Raw genomic sequence first — 23091 nt, forward strand, 5'->3', positions numbered from 1 at the left:
ATAGCGAACCGGACCGCAAAAAGCCGGCGCTAGTGCGCCGTTCATGCTGCATCGCGATATGCCGATATGCGTATTCGCCCAGGCCGTCGCGGACACAAAAATGCAATGTTGCGACGCAACAAAAAAGCCCATGACCTGACGTCATGGGCTCGTTATTTGGTCGGGGTAGCCGGATTCGAACCGACGACCACTAGTCCCCCAGACTAGTGCGCTACCAGGCTGCGCTATACCCCGAAGATGCTGCGCTCCGCCGCGAGGGCGGCCTGCGATTATAGCGGCTTTGTGAAACGTTTTCCTAGCGGCGCAGCAGTTGCAGGACTTCTTCCAGCTCCATCCGCACCTGCTTGATGATCTGATTGCTCAGCGCCGACTCGCTCTTGGCGCCATCGCCCTCCAGGCGCAAGCGCGCACCGCCGATGGTATAGCCCTGTTCGTACAGCAACCCGCGGATCTGACGCACCATCAGCACGTCATGGCGCTGGTAGTAGCGCCGGTTCCCGCGCCGCTTGACCGGCTCCAGGCTGGGGAACTCGGTTTCCCAATAGCGCAGCACATGCGGCTTGACGTCGCATAGCTCGCTGACCTCACCAATGGTGAAATAGCGTTTGGCCGGGATCGGCGGTAGCTCGCGATTACTGCCCGGATCCAGCATAAGCCTCCACCCGTTCCTTGAGTTTTTGGCCGGGGCGGAACGTCACCACCGTCCGTGCCGAGATCGGAATTTCTTCGCCGGTCTTGGGATTGCGACCGGGCCGTTGGTTCTTTCGCCGCAGATCGAAGTTGCCGAAACCCGACAGCTTCACCTGACGGCCCTGCTCCAGCGCATCACGCAGCACATCGAAGAACGCGTCGACAAATTCCTTTGCCTCACGCTTGTTCAGACCGACCTCGTCGAACAGACGTTCGGCCATCTCCGCTTTCGTCAATGCCATGCCAATCCCCTGGTTACCGCCTCAACTCCGGATCCGGGCGCGATGCTCGCGCTCGATCACGGCCACCACGTCGGTGACGACCGCATCGACGTCCCGGTCGGTGAGAGTGCGCGAGTTATCCTGCAAAATCAAGCCCATAGCCAGACTCTTGAAACCTGGCTCGACCCCCTGCCCGACATAGCGGTCGAACAATTGCACCTCACGCAACAATGGCCCGACCGTAGTGCGCACGCTGGCCGACACTGCCGCCCAGCTCACCTCGTCGGGCACCAGGAAGGCCAGATCGCGGCGCACCGAGGGGAACCGTGACAGCTCGCCGGCGCGCGGCAGGGTCCGCTGGACCAAGGGCATCAGCTGCAACTCGAACGCGATCACGTCCACGTCGATGTCCAGCGCCTTGGCCAGACGCGGATGTACCTGCCCGATCCAGCCGATACAGACGCCGTCGCGATAGATATCGGCCGACCGGCCCGGGTGTCCGAACGGCTGCGTCGACGGCTGGAACTCCAGCTGCGCGCCGCTGGCCGCAGCCAGCGCGATCAAGTCGCCCTTCAAATCGTGGAAATCCACCTTGCGCGCTGGCTCGCCCCACTGCAACGCCAGCGCATCGCCGCACACCGCCGCGGCAACGTGCTGCGACTCTCCGGGTGCCGCACCGGCATCGGCCGCAGCTGCGAACACCTTGCCCAGCTCGAACAAGCGCACCCGCCCAGCCTGGCGTGCAGCATTGCGGCCCAACGTGGCGACCAGGCCCGGCAACAGGCGCGGACGCATGATCGCCAACTCCGCACTGAGCGGGTTGGCCAGCGGCACCAGGCCTTCGGTAAGCTGCCAACGCTCCAGCAAGGCCGCATCGACGAAGGCGTAATTGATGGTTTCCTGCAGCTCGCGCGCCACCAGCTGGCGCCGCACGCTGAGCTCGTCCAGCTGGGTTTCGCTCGGCATCGCGATGCGACTGGCGCCACCAGGCAGCGTGGTCGGCACCCGGTCGTACCCGTGGATACGCGCCAGCTCTTCAATGAGATCTTCTTCGATGGCGATGTCGAAGCGACGGCTCGGGGCCATCACCTCCCAGCCTTCGGCAACCGCTTCGACGTGCATGCCGAGCGCCCGCAGCATGCGCACGACGTCGGCATCGTCGATCTGGATACCGAGCACGCGTGCAATGCGCGCACGGCGCAAGCGGATGCGCGCCGGCTGCGGCAGATGCTCCGGCAGCTGCGCATGCACCACCGGGCCAGGCGTACCGCCGGCCAGTTCCAGCACCAGGCGCGTCGCCACTTCAATCGCCTGCGGCGGCAGTGCCGGATCCACGCCACGCTCGAAACGGTGCCCGGCATCGGTATGCAGGCCGAGTTTGCGGCCACGGCCCATGATGGCCTCAGGGGCGAAGTACGCCGACTCCAGGAACACATTGCGGGTGGTATCGGTGACGCGTGTGTCCAGCCCGCCCATCAAGCCGGCCAATGCAACCGGACGCCCGGCATCGGTGATGGTCAGAAAACTCTCGTCCAACGTGACCTGGCGACCGTCCAGCAGCACCAACTGTTCGCCAACGCGGGAATGGCGCACGCCGATCGGGCCTTGCAGCGTGTCTAGGTCGAACGCGTGCATCGGCTGGCCCAGCTCCAGCATCACGTACTGGGTGATGTCCACCAGCAACGACACCGGACGCACGCCGCTGCGGCGCAGCCGCTCGGCCAGCCACACCGGCGTCTTGGCGGACGGGTCGATTCCTTCGATCACACGACCGCAATAGCGCGGCGCATCCTTACCGGCGTCCAGTTCCACTGCCAGCGTGCGCGTGGACACCGGCGCCACCATGCCGGCGTCGAACGCCACCACTTCGCTGGCGCACGCGGCGGCCACGTCGAAGGCGATGCCGCGTACGCTGAAGCAATCGGCACGGTTGGGCGTGAGCTTGATCTCGATGCTGGCATCGGGCAGCCCCAGATACTCGGCCAGCGCCTGCCCCACCGGCGCATCGTCGGGCAACTCGAACAGACCCGACGCATCGCTGTCCAGACCAAGTTCCTTGGCCGAACACAACATGCCGTTGGACGCCACACCGCGCAGCTTGGCCGCAGTGATCGTCAGCTCGCCGATCTTCGCACCGACCAGCGCCAACGGCGCCACCAGACCCGCACGCGCATTCGGCGCGCCACACACGATCTGCAGCAACTCGCCCTGCCCGGCATCGACGCTGCAAACCTGCAGACGATCGGCTTCGGGATGACGCACCGCTTCGACGATACGCGCCACCACCACCTGACCAAGCGACTCGCCCAGCGGCGTGACTTCTTCGACTTCCAGACCGATCGCCGTCAGCGTCGCGGCCAGTTCATCGCGCGTGGCCTGGATCGGAACGTGGCTGCGCAGCCAATTTTCAGAGAATTTCATGAGAGGCCGGGAATCGAGAATTGGGAATGGGGAATCGCAAGAGCAGGGTTGCCGGGCCTTCGGAACCGGACCGATGGAGCCAATGGCTCTTGCGATTCCCGATTCCCAATTCCCGACTCCCCGCCGTCAAGCAAACTGCCGAAGAAAACGCACATCGTTCTCGAAGAACGCGCGCAGGTCGTTGACGCCATAGCGCAGCATCGCGAAGCGCTCCACGCCCAGGCCGAAGGCGAAGCCGGTGTAGCGCTCAGGATCGATGCCGACGCTGCGCAGCACATTCGGGTGCACCATGCCGCAGCCCAGCACTTCCAGCCAGCGCGTGCTGCCGTCGGGCTGCTGCCAGGCGATATCCACTTCCGCGCCAGGCTCCACGAACGGGAAATAGCTGGGACGGAAGCGCATTTCGAAATCGCGCTCGAAGAACGCACGCACGAACTCGGACAAGGTGCCCTTGAGGTCGGCGAAATTGGAATGCTCGTCCACCAACAGGCCTTCGACCTGATGGAACATCGGCGAGTGGGTCTGATCCGAATCGGAGCGGTACACCTTGCCGGCCGCGATCATGCGCAGCGGCGGTTTGTGCGCGTCCATGTAACGCACCTGCACGCCTGAGGTATGTGTGCGCAGCAGGCGTCCGTCGCCGAAATAGAACGTGTCGTGCATCGCGCGCGCCGGATGATGCGGCGGAAAGTTCAGGGCTTCGAAGTTGTGCCAGTCGTCCTCGATCTCCGGGCCGTCCGACAGCTCGTAGCCGAGCCGCGCGAAGATTTCGACGATGCGCTCCAGCGTGCGTGTCACCGGGTGCAGACCGCCGCGCTCGCTTCGACGCCCCGGCAAGGTGACGTCGATGCGTTCACCGGCAAGACGGGCATCCAGCGCGGCGGTTTCCAGCGTGTGCTTGCGCTCGGCCAGCGCTGCAGTCAGCGCGTCGCGCGACAGGTTGATCGCCTCGCCAGCCGCCTTGCGTTGCTCTGCCGGCAACGTCCCGAGCTGCTTGAGCTGGGCAGTGATGCTGCCGCTCTTGCCCAGCAATGCGACACGCAAGGCTTCCAGTTGGTCCGGCGTCTGCGCCGCGGCAACATCGGCCAGCGCGCGCTCGGTCAGGGATTGAATCTCACTCATTGCACTTGCGCCTCAACTGCTAGCCGAACGGTGTTTCCGGATACACCGGAACGCATTGTCACTGCATTGACCTGTCATCGCCCACTTGGCGACTTCGCTAAAACGCAAAAGGGGAAGGACTCGCGCCCTTCCCCCTGCATCTCTGCGTTTCACGCATCGAAAGCATCCGCACCGAGGTGTGACTACTGACGATGACTCGCTTCTGTCAAAAGTCCGCACATGGATGTGCGGGCTCTTGCAGAGGGACCTGCATTTACGCCGCCAGCGCGCCCTTTGCCTTCTCGGCCAGCGCGGCAAAACCGGCGGCGTCGTGCACGGCGATATCGGCCAGTACCTTACGGTCCAGGGTGATGCCAGCCTTGAGCAGGCCATTCATGAAACGGCTGTAGCTCAAACCGTTGATGCGGGCAGCCGCATTGATGCGGGTGATCCACAGCGAACGGAAATTACGCTTCTTCTGCTTACGGCCAATGTAGGCGTACTGCTGCGCCTTGATGACCGCCTGCTTGGCAACGCGGAAGACCTTGCGGCGAGCGTTGTAGTAGCCCTTCGCCAGGGTCAGAATTTTCTTGTGGCGGCGGCGCGCCTGCACACCACGCTTTACTCGTGCCATGGTTCAGTCCTCAGAGATAGGGAAGCATACGATCGAGACGGCCTGCGTCCTCGGCACGGACGTGGTTCGTCTGCCGCAGGTTGCGCTTCCGCTTGGTCGCTTTCTTCGTGAGGATGTGGCTACGGTTTGCGTGGCCGCACTTGTACTTGCCGGAGGCGGTCTTGCGGAAACGCTTGGCCGCCGCCCGGTTGGTCTTGATCTTGGGCATTGCAATGTCCTTGATGGTGTTTTGTCACTGACACGGGCGGCAGTCTTGCGACCACGCTTTCCATCCTTGCCCTTGCCTGCTTGTAAGTCCTTGATCGAACACGATCCGGACAGGTCCTGGTGCCGCTTGCACGGCGCCCCGATAAAACCGGGCCGCGCAGTCTACCCGTTGCCGGGAATTGTTGCAAATCGTGGAGCTTGCACTGCAACAGACCTGTCGGGCCCGTTGCAGTGCCGAATCGGATCCTCAGACCTTCTTCTTGGGCGCGATCATCATGACCATCTGGCGCCCTTCCAGGCGCGGACGCGACTCGATGACGATGTCGTCGCCCAGATCGGCCTCGATCCGCGCCGCCATCTCGCGGCCCAGCTCCTGATGGCTCATTTCACGGCCACGGAAGCGGATATTGACCTTGACCTTGTCGCCCTCTTCCAGGAAACGGCGCATGTTGCGCAGCTTGATCTGGTAGTCGCCCTCGTCGGTGACCGGGCGGAACTTGAGTTCCTTGATCTCGACCTGCTTGGTCTTCTTCTTGGCCTCGTTGGCCTTTTTCTGCTGCTCGAACTTGAACTTGCCGAAATCCATGATCTTGCAGACCGGCGGATCGGCCTGCGGCTGGATTTCGACCAGATCCAGGCCTTCTTCTTCGGCCTTGGCGAGCGCTTCGTCGCGCGACAACACGCCGACCATCTCTCCGTCACTGCCGATCACGCGAACGCGCGGCACACGGATTTCTTGGTTCTTGCGGTTCTGTTTGTTGTCAGGGGTACTGATATTGCAATCTCCCAGAGGAATCGAACCGGCGCATCCGGATCATCCAGACCGGCCGGGGTTGGCTCACGCTGCCTGCTCTGCCTGCAGACGTTCGATGAAGGCCGAGACCGTCATGGTCCCAAGGTCCTCGCCTGAACGGGTCCGCACGGCGACAGCGCCATTTTCCTTCTCGCGGTCGCCGACCACGAGCAGATATGGCACGCGTTGCAGCGTATGCTCGCGAATCTTATAACCGATCTTCTCGTTACGCAAATCTGCGCTGACACGGAAGCCTTGATTTGCAAGGGTTTTCCGCACCGAGTCGACATATTCAGCCTGAGCATCGGTGATGTTGGCGACAACGACCTGCACCGGGGCCAGCCAGGACGGGAAGGCGCCGGCGTGGTGTTCGATCAAAATGCCGATGAAACGCTCCATCGAGCCGACGATGGCCCGGTGCAGCATGACCGGATGCTTCTTCTGGCTGTTCTCGTCCACGTACTCGGCGCCGAGGCGGCCCGGCATCATGAAGTCGACCTGCATGGTGCCCAGCTGCCAGGTGCGGCCGATGGCGTCCTTGAGGTGGTACTCGATCTTGGGGCCGTAGAAGGCGCCCTCGCCCGGCAACTCCTGCCACTCCACCCCGCACACGCCCAGCGCACTGCGCAGCGCAGCTTCGGCCTTGTCCCAGGTGGCATCGTCGCCCAGGCGCTTTTCCGGGCGCAGCGCGATCTTGATCTGGATGTCGTCGAAGCCGAACGCGGTATAGACCGCCAGCGCCTGCTGGTGGAAGGCGGTGACTTCGGATTCGATCTGCGATTCCAGGCAGAACACGTGCCCGTCGTCCTGGGTGAAGCCGCGCACGCGCAGGATGCCGTGCAGCGCGCCGGAAGGCTCGTTGCGGTGGCAGGCGCCGAACTCGCCGTAGCGGATCGGCAGGTCGCGGTAGCTGTGCAGGCCCTGGTTGAACACCTGCACGTGGCCGGGGCAGTTCATCGGCTTGACCGCGTAGGTGCGCTTCTCCGACTCGGTGAAGAACATCGCGTCCTGGTAGTTGTCCCAGTGGCCGGATTTCTGCCACAGCGACACGTCCAGGATCTGCGGGCAGCGCACTTCGCCGTAGCCGCTGTCGCGGTAGACCTTGCGCATGTACTGCTCGACCACCTGCCACAGCGACCAGCCCTTGGGGTGCCAGAACACCAGGCCGGGTGCTTCTTCCTGCAGGTGGAACAGGTCCTGCGCCTTGCCGATGCGGCGATGGTCGCGCTTGTCGGCTTCTTCCATGCGCAGGATGTAGGCATCCAGCTGTTTCTTGTCGGCCCAGGCGGTGCCGTAGATGCGCTGTAGTTGCTCGTTCTTGGCATCGCCGCGCCAGTAGGCGCCGGAGATGCGGGTCAGCTTGAAGGCCTTGAGGAAGCGCGTGTTGGGCACGTGCGGGCCGCGGCACATGTCCACGTATTCCTGGTGGTAGTACAGGCCCATCGCGGTGATGTCCTCGGACATGTCCTCGATCAGGCGCAGCTTGTACTCTTCGCCGCGCTGGGCGAAGACCTCGATCACCTCGGCGCGCGGGGTGACCTTCTTGATCACGTCGTAGTCCTGCGCGATCAATTCCTGCATGCGCTGCTCGATCGCGGCCATGTCGTCCGGCGTGAACGGGCGTTCGCTGTAGATGTCGTAATAGAAGCCTTCGGCGATGACCGGGCCGATCACCATCTTGACCTCCGGGTACAGCTGCTTGACCGCATGCCCGACCAGGTGGGCGCAGGAGTGGCGGATGATCTCCACGCCTTCGGCGTCCTTGGCGGTGATGATGCGCAGGCTGGCATCGTGGTCGATGACGTCGCTGGCATCGACCAGCTGGCCGTCGACCTGGCCGGCGATGGTGGCCTTGGCCAAGCCGGCGCCGATCGACTGGGCGACCTGCATGACCGAGACGGGGGATTCGAATTCGCGGCGGCTGCCGTCGGGAAGCGTGATGTTGATCATGGGCAAGAATGAGGTCTGGTCTGGCTGCAGCGGTCGGCTGCCATGGGAGATCTGGCCATCGCTGGTCAGGCTCGGAGGGGAATGCGGGACGAGAGGCAAGACAGCGCCATGCAGGCGCTCTGCGCGCTGGCGCAGGCAAGGATCAGCGGTGGGCGGTGGTAGTGCTCATGTCGCACGCTGGGCCGGCGCCGGGCGCGGGCCACCTTCTCGCAGGGGGTCTTGGGCGTGAATGGTAAACCAATCAGCCGTCCGCTGCGTACGGCGGCGCGGCGCTGGCGGGCGCATGGCATGATGCCGGCCACCTGTCCTGCCGTTGCCGACCATGACCATCAAGGGTAAAGCCACCTCGCTGGATATCGCCTACCTGGCCGGCGTGTCGCAGCCGACCGTGTCGCGCGCACTGCGCGGCAGCCCGATGGTCAACGAGGAAACCCGCAAGCGCATCCTGCGCATCGCCCGCGAGCTGAACTACAAGGTCGACAAGAACGCCTCCTCGCTAAGGCTGCGCAATGCCGGCACGCTGGCACTGCTGTTCTTCGAAGACCCCACTGCCGACGACTCGCTGATCAACCCGTTCTTCCACTCGATGCTGGGCTCGATCACCCGCGCCTGCGCGCTGCAGGGCTACGACCTGCTGGTGTCGTTCCAGCAGTTGTCCAAGGATTGGCAGGCCGATTACGAAGACAGCAACAAGGCCGACGGCATCATCCTGCTGGGCTATGGCGACTATCAGGAATCGCGCCAGCGGCTGCAGCTGCTGGTCGAGCAAGGCACCCACTTCGTGCGCTGGGGCGCGGCCCTGCCCGGCCAGCCCGGCATTTCGATCGGCAGCGACAATTACCAGGGCGGGCTGGACATTACCGACCATCTGCTGGCGCAGGGCTGCCGGCGCATCGCGTTCGTCGGACACGCGTCCAACCACTACCCCGAATTCGAAGAGCGCTACCGCGGCCATGCCGCTGCGCTGGCGCAGCACGGCCTGGTAGCCGACCCGGCACTGCAGTTCGATGCGATCACCACCGAGTTGTCCGGCTACACCGCATGCCTGGCACTGCTGGACAGCGGCAATGCGTTCGATGCGGTGTGCGCAGCCAGCGATCTGATTGCGATCGGTGCCATGCGCGCCCTGCGCGAGCGCGGCCTGCGGGTGCCGCAGGACGTGGCGGTCAGCGGCTTCGACGATATCGCGTTGGCGGCGTCGGTCGCGCCCGCGCTGTCGACCGTGCAGCAGGACACCAAGCAGGCCGGCACATTGCTGGTGGAAAGTCTGGTGGCCCTGATTCGTGGCGAGGCCGCGCAGAGCCGCACGATTCCGGTGCGTCTGGCGCTACGCGATTCCTCGCGCAGCAGCGGGCTGCAGCCGCCACTGGGATGGGCGCCGTCTGGCGCAGAGACCGGCGATGCGCTGACGGGTCGGGCGTCGGATGGGACGGTCAGGCGCTGATTCGGGATTCGGGATAGCGCGCCCGTTGGGTCGCGAGATCTCGCGACCCGCTGCGTGCGGCGCAAGAGCGCAACCGGGCGCGACAGGCGTCAGCGGCAATGCCTGATCGCGCCCAGGTGCGCGCCTACCTGTTGCGTGCGTCGCGTGCAGCCTGCTCGGCCATTTGCAGGTCGAGCTGCTTGCGCAGGGCCGGGTCGGTGATCGGCGCATCCGACAGCAACACGCGCACGCCGTGCGCCGGCACCGCTGTTGCGAAACCACGCTGCACCTGCAACTGCTCGCCACTGACCGCATCGCGCCACGCGCCAGGCTGCAGGAAGCGCGTCACTTGAATGGTGGCTGCGGTATCGGCCTTGTTGAGCAGCACCAATGCGGTCTGGGTTGTACCTGCATGCTGATAGACGCGCAGGAACGCGGCTTGATCGCCGTGTAACCGCACATCGACCTGCACGCCACGCTGCAATGCCGGGGTGTTGCGACGCACCTGGGCGATGCGTTGCAGCGGGCCGAAGATCGGGCTCTGCGGTGCAGTGCGAATGCGCTCGACGCCGAAGTAGTTGCGATTGCCGGCATGTTCGGCACGCCCACGCATGAAGCCGATTTCCGAGCCGTAATAGATCACCGGAATGCCGCGGGCGGTGAACAACCAGTTGTGCGCATCGATAAACCCGTTATCGGTGGCATCCAGGCGCGCCATGTCGTGGTTGTCGTAGAAGCTCATCAACTCGTAGGGGTTCGCGTAGGGCCCTTGACGCAGGAACAAGGGCGCGGCGAGTTTTTCGAAGCCGGCCTGTTCATGACCGAATACCGCGGCAAGCTGCTGCTTGAGCGGGAAATCCAGCACGCTGACGCCGGCATTGCGCGTCCAGGTATGCCCGGCGATCTTGTTGGCGTCGTAATCGAAGGCTTCGCCGAACATGAAAAAACCCGGACGTTTTTCGCGAATGCGCGCCACGAAGGCATGCCAGAAGCGATCCGGCATCCAGCCGATGGTATCGATGCGAAAAGCATCGGCGCCCTGCTCCATCCACTGCAGGTACGCGCCGGCCAGATAATCCAGCACCGCCGGATTATTTTCGTTGAGGTCGGACAATTCCGCCAGGCCGCCGCCGGTGTTGTAGAAGGCATGCAATGGGTTGTGCTGCGGATCCAGTTGCGCAGGCGCGAGATTCTGGTGGTCGGCGACCAGGCGCCCTTGTGCATCGTAGAGCTTGCCAAAGCCGGGTTGCGCCTGCGGCATGGTGTAGGCCGGCGAACCATGGTTGCCCACGATGTCCAATACGACCTTCAGCTTGTTGGCGTGCATGGCGCGGGTAAAGCCGGCGAAATCAAGTCCCGGGCTGGGCAGATGTTCGTCGAGCTTGTAGAAGTTGACGCCCCAATAGCCGTGATAGCCGGTCTTGCCATGGTCGCTGAGCGTGCTGCCGCAGGTGATCGGCTTGCCGCCGGTGAACGCTTCGTCGGGGTTATCGACGATCGGGGTGATCCACACCGCCCCGAAGCCCAGGTCGCGGATGTAATCGGCATGCTCGACGATGCCTTTGAAGTCGCCACCGAGATAGCCGATGTTGTCCTCGCTGCCATCGGCGCATGGTGTAGGCACATCGAAGGTGCGATGCGCACCACCCTGATCGCGATGGTCGTTGCCGGTATCGCCGTTGACGAAGCGGTCGGTCACCACGAAGTACACCGCCTCGGCGGCAAACGGCTCCAGGGTGCCGTAGTAGTCCTTGGCTGCAGGCGCCGCCATTGCCGCGCCCGCGTACATCGTCAACGCTACATACATCGCACTGCGCATCACTGCCCTCCCGAGGCCACTGGAACCCGCACCACGTACACGCCTGCAATCAACAGGCTGAGCCCGCCAATGGCCAATGCATAGATCGGCTGCCCGCCCAGCCACACGCGCAGCACAAAGCCCAGCGCGCTGGCGGCGACCAACTGCGGAATCACGATGAAGAAATTGAAGATGCCCATGTACACGCCCATCTTTGGAGCAGGCACGCTGTCTGACAGCAAGGCATACGGCAGCGACAGGATCGAGGCCCAGGCGAAACCGACCCCCACCATCGACAGCAGCAACCACTGCGGGTCGCGGATGACCAGCATCGACAACAATCCGGCGGCACCCAGCCACAGGTTGCACAGATGGCCCCAGCGCAAGCCGACCGCACGCACCAGCAGCGGAATCACCACTGCAGCCAATGCAGCAAACCCGTTATAGGCGCCGAACAACACGCCGACCCAGTTTGCGCCATCGTTGTAGGCCGCCGAAGCGGTGTCGTTCGCACCGAAATGCACTTGCGTCACTGCGGCAGTGGTGTAGATCCACATCGCAAACAAGGCAAACCACGAGAAGAACTGCACCCAGGCCAGGCGACGCATCGTCATCGGCATGCTGCGCACGTCCTGCACGATCGCCACCAACATGCTGGTGGCGGGCAACATGCGGGCCAAGGCAAGCAACACGCCGTAGGCAAGACACAACCCGGCCAGCACGTACAGCATGCGGTCGCCGTGCTGCCAGGCGATGGCCGTGGCGAGCAGCACGCCCAGACCGCACCACAGCACGCTTGCCATGGGTGTCGGCGCCATGCCGGTGCGTGCCACCTGTGCGAGAGGCGGATGCGCATCGTCAAAACCGGCCAACTGCTCTGGGCTGTACTCGCGCGTGCGCAGCACCGTCCAGGTGATCGACAGGAACAATACCGCCGCGCCAAGGTAGAACGCGTAGCGCACGCTGTCGGGCAACTGGCCTGGCGGCGCGGTGTTGGCAATGCCCCAATGGGTCAGCAGCCAGGGCAGAAAACTCGCGACGATCGCGCCGATGCCAATGAAGAAACTCTGCATCGCGTAGCCGGTCGGCCGTTGCGACGGCGGTAATTGGTCACCCACCAGCGCACGGAAAGGCTCCATCGAGATGTTGATCGATGCATCCAGCACCCACAGCGTCCCGGCGGCCACCCAGAGCATCGGCGCGTTGGGCATCACCAGCAAGGCCAGCGTGGTGAAGACAGCGCCCACCATGAAGTACGGACGCCGGCGGCCCCACGGGGTCCAGGTGCGATCGGACAGGTAACCGATGACCGGCTGCACGATCAGGCCGGTGAGCGGTGCAGCGATCCACAGGCCTGGCACGTCGTCGACCTGCGCGCCCAGGGTCTGGAAGATACGGCTGGCATTGGCGTTCTGCAGTGCGAAGCCGAACTGGATGCCGAGAAAGCCGAAGCACATGTTCCAGATCTGCCAGAAATTCAAGCGTGGCTTGGCGTTCATGGCGCGGCCTCCACGCGTGCTGCAGGCCCGACCAACAACGCACTGACCTGCGCCGCATTGACCACACCATCACGGCCGCCGCGGCCGCCGTTGTACTGCGCAAAGTGCGCCAATGCGCTCATATTGAAGCCGTTCTCGAGCCGGAACGTACAGGCCTGCCCCGCCACCGCATCGAAAGTCACTTGTGTGGAGAGCTGCTCGCCTACGCTATGCGGCATCACGATGACCTGCGATTGTGCGGGTTTCCCCGGGCACTCCAGCACCAGGTGTTTCACCGCTGCCGTGATCCCGGTATTGATCGGGCCATTGTCATTGCGGTAACGCAGCGATACCCGATGCACGCCTGCATGTGCCGGACGCCAGCTCCAGCGCTGGCTGCCCGGCAACTGCTGCAGTGGGCCGAGCGTCAACGACGGGCTATGCAGCGACTCCAGACCATCGCGCCGCCGGGTCAGGCTGAGCACATGCAGCACGCCATCGTCGGGGAGATCCCAGTGCGCGCTGGCATCGAGTGCGCGGCCGTCCAGATACAGCGTTGTTCCTTCCGGAATATCGATGCGATACGTGTTGCCGATCTGTTGCGCGACCGGCGCCGGTGGCATCTGCGGTGCGAAGACCTGCTTCGGTCGCGGCGGCGGCGTCAGGTCGGCATTGTGCCCAACCAACTGCACCAGCGTGGTCTGCCCCTGCCGTTCGCTGCGTCCTGCCACCAGCAACTCGCCGGCATCGTTCGCCGGGCGCTGCAGCACGTACCGTCGTGCGCCCTGTTCCAGCACGATCTGCTTGGCGTCGCCAAACAACAGGGGCAGCAAGGACCGCGGCAACTTCGGTTGTAGCTTGCCATCGGCCGACAGCCCGAACACACCCTCCTGCACTGCAGACAGGTAGCCCGCCACCGACCACAGCTGGCGTGGCGAGTTCACCACCGGGCCACTGCGCGCGCCCTCTTCCACGTGCACCGCAAGGCGCTGCATCTCGTAGTTTTCCATGTTCGAGCCCGCCAGCGCGCTGCTGCGCATCAGCGATTGCAGCTCCAACGCGATGCGTGGCGCATCGTCCAGCGTGCGTGCAGCGCGTAGCGCATAGGCACTGACGAACGGCCAGACAGCGCGGTTGTGGTAGATCGGCTGCGCGGCCTCTTGCGGCCACACCACCGGGCTGCCGCCCGCAACCATCGGGTAATTGCGCAGCGCAAGGCGCGCCCGCTGCGGCGGAAACACATCGGCCAGTACGCCCAGCGAGAGGCCGAGCAGATCCACCTTGGCGTAGCGTACCGGATGCGCTGCGCTGCCGAGATAGCTGACGTATTGGCTGCTGCGCGCATCCCAGAAACGCCTATCGATGGCCTGGCGAAGTGCATCGGCCCACTGCGCATATTGCACAGCGCGTGCATCGCCATGCTGGCGCGCCAACTGTTCGGCCAGCCGCAACGCCTGGTAATGCAGCACGTTGGTGGAGAGCGCAAAGGATTCGGCAATGAATCGCACGTCCTCGCGCGTCCAGTCCGGGTAGGTCTGTTCTCGCCAATCCAAGAACGAGGTTTCGCCGCGGTAGAGACCGATCTGCGCATCGAACACGGCATCGCGGTCCTGCGCGATCGTTGCCTGTAGTGCCTGCCACACCTCTTCGGCAAACGGCTTGTCGTCCAGCAGGCCGCGTGCGGCAAGGAACCACACCACCCGATCGCTGCTGATCGGCCAACTGCCGCCGGAGCCGGTGTCCTGCGCCACGAACAGTCCCGGCGTGCGCCCATCGCGTGCGGCAGAGAGCTTGAAGCGCAGTGCATTGCGCGTGCGCTCCGGCTCCAGCTGCGCCAACGCAAGATCGGCCGCAAAGCTGACATCGCGCGTCCAGACGTAGGGCCAGCGTTCGCCGGTTTCGAAGCAGGCGCACGGCACCGGCTTGCCATCGTTGAAGGCGGGGTCGCGGATCGCCTCGACGCGGTCGTCGGCCATTTCCTGCTGTGCCAGCGCGAACAAGGCGTCGAACAGCGGGCTGGCGGTGTGCGTGCGCATCGGTTGTGCCGCAATGCGGCGTTCGCCCTGCGGCCAGCGCAACACGAAGCTGCCGTCGTCCAATGCCTGCGCTTGGGCCCGGCGTCCTTGAAATTCCAGTTCGTCGGCCAGTGCCGGCGAACTTGCCGCAACGCCCAGCGTTGCAGCCATGCAGATCATCTTCAACATCGAAGTGGCAAGACAGCTTGCGCCGTCGGCCTTCCTCCCTCGTTGCACGCGTTGTGGTGCGCGGCACGGACGTGCCACGGGCGCGGACCCTCCCAGGTGCCGTGGCGCCATGGTAGACGCGCACTCTGCTGTTCCGCACCACTGCATACGTATTCATGGGTTTCCAGCAGTGCGTAGCACGGCGCATCCACTGCAAGGCACTGCATAGTCACTGCTTGCGCAACGGTCACCTTGGGAGGGGATATGCCGCTGTCTTCACGTCGAGCGCACTCGACACTGGGCGCCGCATGGATCGCCCAGCTGCTGGTCCTCACGCTGTTCGGCGGTGCCGCGCCGCAGCTGCATGCCGAAATCACCACCGTCAGCGTGGAGTCGCCGAACAAGGTGCTGCAGGTCAGCCTGGAGGTGGATGGCGGCACGCCTTATTACCGCGTGCAGCGCCTCGGCGAGGCGGTGGTGCAACGCTCGCGGCTGGGGTTCGAGCTACGCGACGGCCGGCTGGACCGCGGCATGGCGGTGCTTGCCCAGGCGCGCCAAAGTCACGATGACACCTGGGAGCAGCCCTGGGGCGAGACGCGGCTGGTGCGCAATCACTACAACGAGTTGCGCGTGAGCCTGGGCGAGCGCGACGGTGCGCAGCGCACGTTCGACGTGATCTTCCGCGTCTACGACGACGGGCTGGGCCTGCGCTATCGCTTCCCCAAGCAAGCAGGCATGCGCGAGGCGATCATCGACGAGGAAGTGACCGAATTCGCCATCGCGCAACCGGCCGATGCCTGGTGGATTCCCGCAGGCGAGCCGATCCACTACGAGTATCTGTATCGGCACACGCCGTTGAACCAGGTTGCGCTGGCGCATACGCCGCTCACGCTGCGTACCGACAGCGGGCTGCACATCGCACTGCATGAAGCGGCCTTGGTCGACTACGCCGGCATGTGGCTGCGCCGCACCGACAACCAGCGCCTGCGCGCGCAGTTGTCGCCGGCTGCCGAAGGCTGGAAGGTGCGCCGCAGCCTGCCCTTCGATACGCCATGGCGCACGCTGCAGATCGCCGATCAGGCCACCGGCCTGGTGGAATCCAACCTCATCCTCAACCTCAACGAACCCAATGTGCTGGGCGAGGTGAGCTGGATCAAGCCGTCCAAGTACGTGGGCGTGTGGTGGTCGATGCATCTCAATCAACAGACCTGGGCCACCGGCCCCAAACACGGCGCAACCACCGCGACGACAAAACGCTATATCGACTTCGCCGCAGACCACGGCTTTCGCGGCGTACTGGTCGAAGGCTGGAATCCCGGCTGGGATGGGGAATGGTTCGGCAATGGCGGCAGCTTCGATTTCACCCGGCCCACGCCGGATTTCGACCTGCCAGCACTCAGCAGATACGCCGCAGCCAAGGGCGTACATCTGATCGGCCATCATGAAACCGGGTGCGCAGTGGACCATTACGAAGATCAGATCGCCGAAGCGATGGACTTGTATGCGCGCTTCGGCGTGGACTCGGTCAAGACCGGCTATGTCTGCGACGACGGCCAGGTGGAACGGCGCAACCCCGCGGGCGGCACGCCGCTGCGCGAATGGCACGACGGGCAATGGATGGCACGTCACCACCTGCACGTGGTGCAGGAAGCGGCGCAGCGCCACATTGCGGTCAATGCGCACGAGCCCATCAAGGACACCGGGCTGCGCCGTACCTATCCCAACTGGATCTCGCGCGAAGGCGCGCGCGGCATGGAATACAACGCCTGGGGCCAGCCGCCCAATCCGCCCGAGCACGAAGTCAACCTGGTGTTTACCCGGCTGCTCGCCGGGCCGATGGATTACACGCCCGGCATCGTCAGCCTGAAGGGCCGCAACGGCCAGGCGATTCCCAGCACGTTGGCGCGGCAGCTGGCGCTGTATGTGACGCTCTACAGCCCGATCCAGATGGCCGCCGATCTGCCCGAGCATTATCTGCAACACCGCGATGCGTTCCGCTTCATCGAAGATGTGGCGGTGGACTGGGACCAGACCCGCGCGCTGAATGGCGAAGTGGGCGATTACGTCACCATCGCACGCAAGGACCGGCACAGCCGCGACTGGTTCCTGGGCAGCATCACCGACGAACACGGCCGCCTGCTGCAGGTGCCGCTGGGCTTTCTCGAACCCGGCGTGCGCTACATCGCGCAGATCTATCGCGATGGCGACGGCGCGGACTATGCCAGCAACCCGTTCGCCTTCGTGCGCGAAGAACGTCAGGTCAGCAGTGCCGATACGTTGGAGCTGCGTCTGGCACCGGGCGGTGGTCAGGCCATTCGCTTTGTTCCGATGGGTGGCAAACGCTGACCACGACATCGCTTGGGCGCCAACGCGCACAGCCAGCACGATCGATTGCACGGCGCAGCGGTCATACCGCCGCTGCGCATCGCGCAGCATGTCGTTGCTGAGCGCAATCACCTGGCCGTCGCCGGCATGGCCCTGGGTGGAATCGATTTCATCGCGCAACACCGCAGTGAATACGTATGCAGTGCACGTTTGCACCCAGGTGCCGTGTCTACCATACGTCGCAGTCGTGTGACGTCCATCGTGGCACGCGACGCATGACATCCAGGCAGCCCTGCCGGATCAAAAATCAAAAAACAACATGTACCTGGGAGGGGAAAATGTTGAAGCACAAGCGCTCCGCGCTGAGTATCGCCCTGGCCGTTGCCATGGCACCGACATGGGCCGCCGCGCAAACGGCAACGCCTGCACAAGCAAGCGACGCCCAACAAGGTGCGTCCGAACAGACTGCCGGCGCGGTCACCGACTTGGACAAGGTCCAGGTCACCGGCCTGCGCCACGCAATCGAAGGCGCCATCTCGGTCAAGCGCGATTCCACTTCGATCGTGGAAGCCATTTCGGCCGAAGACATCGGTCGCCTGCCGGACGTCAGCATCGCCGAATCGCTGGCGCGCCTGCCCGGTCTGGCTGCGCAACGCGTTGCCGGCCGTGCGCAGGTGATCAGCGTGCGCGGCCTGTCGCCGGACTTCTCCACCACGCTGCTCAACGGGCGCGAAGTGGTCAGCACCGGCGACAACCGCAGCGTGGAGTTCGACCAATATCCATCAGAACTGGTCAGCGGCGTCACCGTCTACAAGACACCGGATGCCGGCCTGGTCGGTCAAGGCCTGTCGGGCACGGTGGACATGCAGACCGCCCGCCCGCTGAGCTACAACGAGCGCGTGATCGCCATCGGTGGCCGCTACCAGCGCAACTCCTTGGGCAAGGCCGCCAACGTCGACCCTTACGGCAACCGCTTCAATGTCAGCTACATCGACCAATTCGCAGACCGCACCATCGGCCTGACCATCGGTTACGCGCATACCGACATGCCGATCCAGGAAAACCAGGTAGGCCTGTACGAACCGTGGCAGCAGGTCAACGCGCAGCGGCAGCGTCCTGGTGTCGCCGATGGCGTGTATTTCTCCGATGGCATCAAGGCGCTGCGCCGCACCGGCAACCAGAAGCGCGACGGCGTCATGGCCACGCTGCAGTATCGCCCGTCCAATGCCTGGACCAGCACGCTCGATGCCTTCCACACCGAAGCCGAGCAGATCGACACCGCCAACCAGTTCGAGCTCAATCTGAGCAACTACAACGGCGGCTACACGCCCGGCCTGAACATCAGCAACGTGCGCGTCAACGATCGCAATACCTTCATCGGCGGCGATGCCAGCGGCGTCTATCCGTTGGTGCGTGGCATGTACAACAAGCGCGAAGACAAGATCGACGCCTTCGGCTGGAATAACGAAATCACGGCCGGCTCCGTCAAGATCGTCGCCGACCTGAACTACTCCAAGGCCACACGGGACGAACTGAACCTGGAAAACAATCTCCAGCGCGCACCGATGCCGCAGCTGGATACCGTGGGCGTGTCGGTTGTCGGCAACGGCTTCTCGCAGCTGACGCCGGGCATGAATTATTCCAATCCGGACGAGCTGTTCCTCACCAACACCATCTATGGCTCCGGATACGGCAAGGTGCCAAGCGTGGAAGACGTGCTCAAGGGCGCGCGGCTGCAGGCCAGCTTCCCGATGCCCGAAGCGCTAAGCTGGTTCTCGGACCTGGATGTGGGCGTCAACTACGCCAATCGCGAAAAGCAGAAGACCCAGCCCGAAGGCAATATCACCCTGGGCGCACAGGGCGAGGCCACGGTGGCGGCAGACCTGCAATACGCGCCGGTCAATCTCGGCTTCGCCGGTCTCGGCTCCCTGCCTGCGTGGAATGTGCCGGCCACGGTGGCGCGCTATATGTTGTTCAACCCCAGCGACGACGCCTCGTTCCTGGTGTCCAAGGCCTGGACGGTGGAAGAAAAAATCACCACCGCCTGGCTGCGTGCCAATATCGATACCGAGTGGGGCGAAGTAGGCGTGCGCGGCAATATTGGCGTGCAGCTGCAAAGTGCAGACCAGTCCTCGCAGGCCAACTACTGGGACGCCTCGCAGCCGGCCGGTAGCGAAGTGCGGCCCATCGACGATGGCAAGACCTATCGCGACTGGCTGCCCAGCTTGAACCTGGCATTTCAGTTCCCGTACGAGCAAACGCTGCGCTTCGCTATGGCCAAGCAGGTCGCACGCCCGCGCGTGGATCAACTGCGGGCATCGCTGGAATTCGGTGTCGACACCTCCACCGGGCGCCCCGGCGCCAGCGGCGGCAACCCCATGCTCGATCCATGGCGCGCCAATGCCCTGGACATCTCCTACGAGAAGTATTTTGCCGACCGTGCTTACGTGGCCGCGGCGTTCTTCTACAAGGACCTCAAGAGCTACATCTACACCCAGAGCCGCGACAACTACGATTTCTCCTCACTGGTCGCCGGCTACGTGCCGCCGCCGGGCTCTGCACCGGTGCTGACCACCGGCACCTTCAGCGCCCCGTTCAACGGCAAGGGCGGCACCTTGCGCGGCGTCGAACTCACCGCCTCGCTGCCGCTGGATCTGATCTTCGCGCCGTTGGAAGGCTTTGGCATCCAGGCCAGCGCCACCTTCAACGACAGCGACGTCAAGATCCGCGACCCGGAAAGCGCCTCCAGCGTGGGCGACGGTGAAATCAGCCTGCCGGGCTTGTCCAAGCGCGTGTACAACCTGACCGCGTACTACGAGCACAAAGGCTTCGAAGCACGCGTCAGCCAGCGTCGCCGCTCGGACTTCATCGGCGAAATCGGCAACTTCAACGGCAACCGCACGTTGCGCTACGTGGTCGGCGAAAACATCACCGACGCGCAGATCAGCTACAACTTCAGCGAAGCCAGCAGCCTATCCGGCCTGACCCTGTTGCTGCAGGCAAGCAACCTCAGCAACTCGCCGTATCGCACGTACGCAGAAACCAAGGACCGCCCGCTGGAATACATCGAGTGGGGCCGCACCTTTGTGCTGGGTGTAAATTACAAGTTCTGAGCCATTGCAGGGATAAATGGCGCTGTTAGCCCCTCTCCCTCCGGGAGAGGGGTTGGGATGAGGGTACGGATTCCACGCGAACACCCTCGGCATCCAAAAAGCGCTGCTTTCACCTCCTAATCGATCTCCCGACAGGAGCGATGATCTATTACGCGCAATGCAATCACGGCGTCTCGCTCCAGAACTTCGAAATCTCCACCAAGGAAAAGCCGCCGGCTAGACACCGGCGGCTTTTCTTTGAACAGCATTTTCCCTTCGAGTCGATCGTCTGGTACAGGCTGGAAGGAATCGAGCGCAAGGCCCACACGCGCGCACTTCACGTCCTGCAGTTTCCGAGCGCCAGACATCCTCTGAAATGTTAGCCGCGGCATCGCTCGGGAATATGCTTTCGCAATCGATTTTCATCAGGCAGCCGATTCTTCAAATTTGATCGACCAAGAGGAGATACCTAACCATCTCCTACAGCGGCGCCACTACATAACTCATCTCGCTTCGCCTACCAGGCACCGCGCATCGCATGCACGCCAACTCGGATCTAACAACCCACCACAAAAAAGCGAGGCATCCCAACGGAACGCCTCGCCGGTATCAATCAAACACACCCATCAAGCTTTCTGAAGCGGTAGCGTCACTCCCCGCCCATTGCACAAACCACAGCGTGCCTCGGCAAGCGCACGCGACCATGATCGATCACCCCGTGCTCCACCCCCGGCACATCGATCTGGCGCCATGCACCTGCAGGCAGTGGCAGCTCGGTGATGTCGGCAGACAAATTGAACGCCAACAGCATGACCTGGCCGGCATGCTCACGCCGGAACATCAGCACCGGCTCTGCGGTGTCGTAGAACGCGATCGCCCCTTCCCGCAAGGCCGGCATGCTTTTGCGCCAACTCAGGAATGCCCGCACGGCGCTCAGCACAGACTGGGCATCGTCCTGCTGCACACTCACTGCAGCCAGACGATGCGGCTCGGACAACGGCAGCCACGGCTTGCCGCTGGTGAAACCCGCCGACGGCGCATCGGTCCACGGCATCGGCGTACGGCATCCATCGCGCCCCTTGAAAGTTGGCCAGAACGTGATGCCATACGGATCCTGCAGATCCTCGAATGCCACATCCGCCTCGCCCAGCCCAAGCTCCTCGCCCTGGTACAGGCAAACCGAACCACGCAACGAACATAGCAGCGCCACCACCATGCGGGCGAACGCAGGCGACGCATCTTCGCCGCCCCAACGCGTTACCGCACGCACCACGTCGTGATTGGAAATCGCCCAGCACGGCCAGCCTTCCAGCATGGTCGCCTCGAGCCGGCTGACCGTTTCACGGATATAGGCAGCACTGTAATCCTGCACCAACAGCTCGAAGCTGTAGCCCATGTGCAGACGGCCCTTGGCGGTGTACTCGGCCGTGGTCGCCAACGAATCTTCCGAGGAAATCTCGCCCAGGCTTACCGCATTCGGATAGCGATCGAGCAGAGCACGCAGGCGCTCCAGGAACGCCAGGTTTTCCGGCTGCGTGTTGTTGAAGTAGTGGTATTGATAGGCATACGGATTGTCCGCACTGAAGCCACGCCCTACCCGCTTGTCGGCCGGCTTGGCGGGGTTATCGCGCAGCTGCGCGTCATGGAAGCAGAAGTTGATCGCGTCCAGGCGGAAGCCATCCACTCCACGGTCCAACCAGAACCGCACATTGTCCAGGGTTGCCTGCTGCACCTCGGCGTTATGGAAATTGAGGTCGGGCTGGTCGACCAGGAAGTTGTGCAGGTAGTACTGCTCGCGCCGCGGCTCCCACTGCCACGCCACACCACCGAATAGCGACAACCAGTTGTTCGGCGGCGTCCCGTCCTCGCGCGGATCGGCCCACACATACCAATCCGCCTTCGCGTTGGTCCGGTCCTGACGGCTTTCCTGGAACCACGCATGTTCGATCGAGGTGTGGCTCAACACCTGATCGATCATCACCTTCAGCCCGAGCGCATGCGCCTTGTCGAGCAGACGGTCGAAATCGTCCAGCGTCCCGAACAACGGATCCACCGCACGATAGTCTGCGATGTCATAGCCGAAATCGGCCATCGGCGACTTGAAGAACGGCGAGATCCAGATGGCATCCACGCCCAGCCCGGCGATGTAGTCGAGCTTGGCAATGATGCCCGGCAGATCGCCCACCCCATCGCCGTTGGAATCCAGAAAACTACGCGGATAGATCTGGTAGATGACCGCCCCGCGCCACCATGGTGTCTGTAACATGCACGCCCCTCCCGGGCCACTGCTGGCAGCCAACACGGCCACCGACTAAGGGCGTTAGCCTAGCGGCGTGGCACTCTTTGGGCGCGGACGTGCATACGTATTCATTGCTCTTGCGGACAGATCGCGTGGCCTTGGTCAAAATTGGGTGGCGTCGCAGCGACCCCACAACCTGATATTCGGCGTCGGTGAGCTTGAGCCCTTCCATGTAATCGTCGCGAGTGGCATTGGGGTTCGGCAGCAGGATCATGGTCGCCGTCTGCTCGATCAATGCAGCGGCAATGTCGCTGGCCAGCACGTCTTCGGGACTCTGTGTGGCGAAAATGCCCAGGCCGTTCTACTTTCGGATGGTCTTTTAGGTAGTTGGCGCCGCACGCACGCACGAAGATCTCCGCGAAGCGGTCCTTGCCGAAGAAGAGGATGCGTTGCGCACCTGCAAGCAAAAAAGTGGCTCCGGTCAGTGCCGGGGCTATCCATCGAGCGTTATCTGTGTCGACTCCCCGCAATTCAAT

General features: G+C 63.6%; 15 protein-coding genes, 1 tRNA gene and 2 pseudogenes. 3 read left to right on the forward strand and 15 right to left on the reverse strand.

Annotation, left to right across the window (positions count from 1 at the left end; translation table 11 throughout):
• Nucleotides 1-157 precede the first annotated feature (157 nt).
• From J7396_RS18590 to thrS, 9 genes are all read right to left on the reverse strand, one after another.
• Nucleotides 158-234: transfer RNA gene (locus J7396_RS18590), tRNA-Pro, on the reverse strand.
• Nucleotides 235-295: 61 nt separating this feature from the next.
• Nucleotides 296-652, reverse strand: a complete 357-nt coding sequence (locus J7396_RS18595; protein WP_005995911.1) for a MerR family transcriptional regulator — start codon at nt 650-652, stop codon at nt 296-298.
• Nucleotides 633-932, reverse strand: coding sequence for an integration host factor subunit alpha (locus J7396_RS18600; protein WP_002811076.1), 300 nt, complete (start codon nt 930-932; stop codon nt 633-635). The genes J7396_RS18595 and J7396_RS18600 overlap by 20 nt, the downstream gene beginning before the upstream one ends.
• 21 nt (nt 933-953) lie before the next feature.
• On the reverse strand, nt 954-3332 hold the full coding sequence (gene pheT, locus J7396_RS18605; RefSeq protein ID WP_209261883.1) for a phenylalanine--tRNA ligase subunit beta: 2379 nt from the start codon (nt 3330-3332) through the stop codon (nt 954-956).
• Between the two features lie 126 nt (nt 3333-3458).
• Nucleotides 3459-4454 carry a phenylalanine--tRNA ligase subunit alpha gene (gene pheS / locus J7396_RS18610; RefSeq protein WP_008574581.1) on the reverse strand — a complete coding sequence of 332 codons (996 nt, stop codon included), beginning with the start codon at nt 4452-4454 and terminating at the stop codon, nt 3459-3461.
• 253 nt (nt 4455-4707) lie between these two features.
• The gene (gene rplT, locus J7396_RS18615) at nt 4708-5067 is read right to left on the reverse strand and encodes a 50S ribosomal protein L20 (protein ID WP_003484828.1); all 360 of its coding nucleotides are present in this window, start codon (nt 5065-5067) and stop codon (nt 4708-4710) included.
• A 10-nt stretch (nt 5068-5077) separates the two neighbouring features.
• Nucleotides 5078-5275 (reverse strand): 50S ribosomal protein L35, encoded by a 198-nt coding sequence (gene rpmI, locus J7396_RS18620; protein WP_002811096.1) that lies wholly within the window; start codon nt 5273-5275, stop codon nt 5078-5080.
• A gap of 246 nt (nt 5276-5521) precedes the next feature.
• The gene (infC, locus tag J7396_RS18625) at nt 5522-6049 is read right to left on the reverse strand and encodes a translation initiation factor IF-3 (protein ID WP_074053091.1); all 528 of its coding nucleotides are present in this window, start codon (nt 6047-6049) and stop codon (nt 5522-5524) included.
• Nucleotides 6050-6112: 63 nt separating this feature from the next.
• On the reverse strand, nt 6113-8017 hold the full coding sequence (gene thrS / locus J7396_RS18630; RefSeq protein WP_008574582.1) for a threonine--tRNA ligase: 1905 nt from the start codon (nt 8015-8017) through the stop codon (nt 6113-6115).
• A gap of 322 nt (nt 8018-8339) precedes the next feature.
• Between thrS and J7396_RS18635 the strand changes: the two genes are divergently transcribed.
• The gene (locus J7396_RS18635) at nt 8340-9461 is read left to right on the forward strand and encodes a LacI family DNA-binding transcriptional regulator (RefSeq protein WP_008574584.1); all 1122 of its coding nucleotides are present in this window, start codon (nt 8340-8342) and stop codon (nt 9459-9461) included.
• A 124-nt stretch (nt 9462-9585) separates the two neighbouring features.
• Here J7396_RS18635 and J7396_RS18640 read toward each other — a convergent pair whose 3' ends face one another.
• The 3 genes from J7396_RS18640 to J7396_RS18650 are packed head-to-tail and all read right to left on the reverse strand — an operon-like array spanning nt 9586 to nt 14920.
• Nucleotides 9586-11211, reverse strand: a complete 1626-nt coding sequence (locus J7396_RS18640) for an alpha-amylase family glycosyl hydrolase (RefSeq protein ID WP_033478868.1) — start codon at nt 11209-11211, stop codon at nt 9586-9588.
• Between the two features lie 47 nt (nt 11212-11258).
• Complete coding sequence (locus J7396_RS18645) at nt 11259-12737, reverse strand: MFS transporter (RefSeq protein ID WP_209261884.1); 1479 nt, start codon at nt 12735-12737, stop codon at nt 11259-11261.
• On the reverse strand, nt 12734-14920 hold the full coding sequence (locus J7396_RS18650; protein WP_209261885.1) for a Six-hairpin glycosidase-like protein: 2187 nt from the start codon (nt 14918-14920) through the stop codon (nt 12734-12736). The genes J7396_RS18645 and J7396_RS18650 overlap by 4 nt, the downstream gene beginning before the upstream one ends.
• Before the next feature lie 243 nt (nt 14921-15163).
• Here J7396_RS18650 and J7396_RS18655 point away from each other — a divergent pair, with 243 nt between their 5' ends.
• Nucleotides 15164-17245, forward strand: coding sequence for a glycoside hydrolase family 97 protein (locus J7396_RS18655; protein WP_209261886.1), 2082 nt, complete (start codon nt 15164-15166; stop codon nt 17243-17245).
• Between the two features lie 3 nt (nt 17246-17248).
• Here J7396_RS18655 and J7396_RS18660 read toward each other — a convergent pair.
• Nucleotides 17249-17574 (reverse strand): annotated as a pseudogene (locus tag J7396_RS18660) (hypothetical protein); the annotation flags it as partial.
• Between J7396_RS18660 and J7396_RS18665 the strand changes: the two are divergent.
• Nucleotides 17563-20337, forward strand: coding sequence for a TonB-dependent receptor (locus J7396_RS18665; RefSeq protein WP_209261887.1), 2775 nt, complete (start codon nt 17563-17565; stop codon nt 20335-20337). The pseudogene J7396_RS18660 and the gene J7396_RS18665 overlap by 12 nt on opposite strands.
• Nucleotides 20338-20965: 628 nt before the next feature.
• Here J7396_RS18665 and J7396_RS18670 read toward each other — a convergent pair.
• Nucleotides 20966-22582, reverse strand: coding sequence for an alpha-glucosidase (locus J7396_RS18670; protein WP_209261888.1), 1617 nt, complete (start codon nt 22580-22582; stop codon nt 20966-20968).
• Between the two features lie 154 nt (nt 22583-22736).
• A pseudogene (locus tag J7396_RS18675) lies at nt 22737-22934 on the reverse strand (hypothetical protein); the annotation flags it as partial.
• Between the last annotated feature and the right edge of the window lie 157 nt (nt 22935-23091).

It is taken from the genome of Xanthomonas sp. A1809 (assembly GCF_017746015.1).
GTDB classification, from domain to species: Bacteria; Pseudomonadota; Gammaproteobacteria; order Xanthomonadales; family Xanthomonadaceae; genus Xanthomonas; species Xanthomonas euvesicatoria.

Coding starts and splice junctions, on each gene's coding strand:
- J7396_RS18595 (WP_005995911.1), bottom strand. CDS start 652: ATGCTGGATCCGGGCAGTAATCGCGAGCTACCGCCGATCCCGGCCAAA.
- J7396_RS18600 (WP_002811076.1), bottom strand. CDS start 932: ATGGCATTGACGAAAGCGGAGATGGCCGAACGTCTGTTCGACGAGGTC.
- pheT (WP_209261883.1), bottom strand. CDS start 3,332: ATGAAATTCTCTGAAAATTGGCTGCGCAGCCACGTTCCGATCCAGGCC.
- pheS (WP_008574581.1), bottom strand. CDS start 4,454: ATGAGTGAGATTCAATCCCTGACCGAGCGCGCGCTGGCCGATGTTGCC.
- rplT (WP_003484828.1), bottom strand. CDS start 5,067: ATGGCACGAGTAAAGCGTGGTGTGCAGGCGCGCCGCCGCCACAAGAAA.
- rpmI (WP_002811096.1), bottom strand. CDS start 5,275: ATGCCCAAGATCAAGACCAACCGGGCGGCGGCCAAGCGTTTCCGCAAG.
- thrS (WP_008574582.1), bottom strand. CDS start 8,017: ATGATCAACATCACGCTTCCCGACGGCAGCCGCCGCGAATTCGAATCC.
- J7396_RS18635 (WP_008574584.1), top strand. CDS start 8,340: ATGACCATCAAGGGTAAAGCCACCTCGCTGGATATCGCCTACCTGGCC.
- J7396_RS18640 (WP_033478868.1), bottom strand. CDS start 11,211: ATGGCGGCGCCTGCAGCCAAGGACTACTACGGCACCCTGGAGCCGTTT.
- J7396_RS18645 (WP_209261884.1), bottom strand. CDS start 12,737: ATGAACGCCAAGCCACGCTTGAATTTCTGGCAGATCTGGAACATGTGC.
- J7396_RS18650 (WP_209261885.1), bottom strand. CDS start 14,920: ATGTTGAAGATGATCTGCATGGCTGCAACGCTGGGCGTTGCGGCAAGT.
- J7396_RS18655 (WP_209261886.1), top strand. CDS start 15,164: ATGCCGCTGTCTTCACGTCGAGCGCACTCGACACTGGGCGCCGCATGG.
- J7396_RS18665 (WP_209261887.1), top strand. CDS start 17,563: ATGTTGAAGCACAAGCGCTCCGCGCTGAGTATCGCCCTGGCCGTTGCC.
- J7396_RS18670 (WP_209261888.1), bottom strand. CDS start 22,582: ATGTTACAGACACCATGGTGGCGCGGGGCGGTCATCTACCAGATCTAT.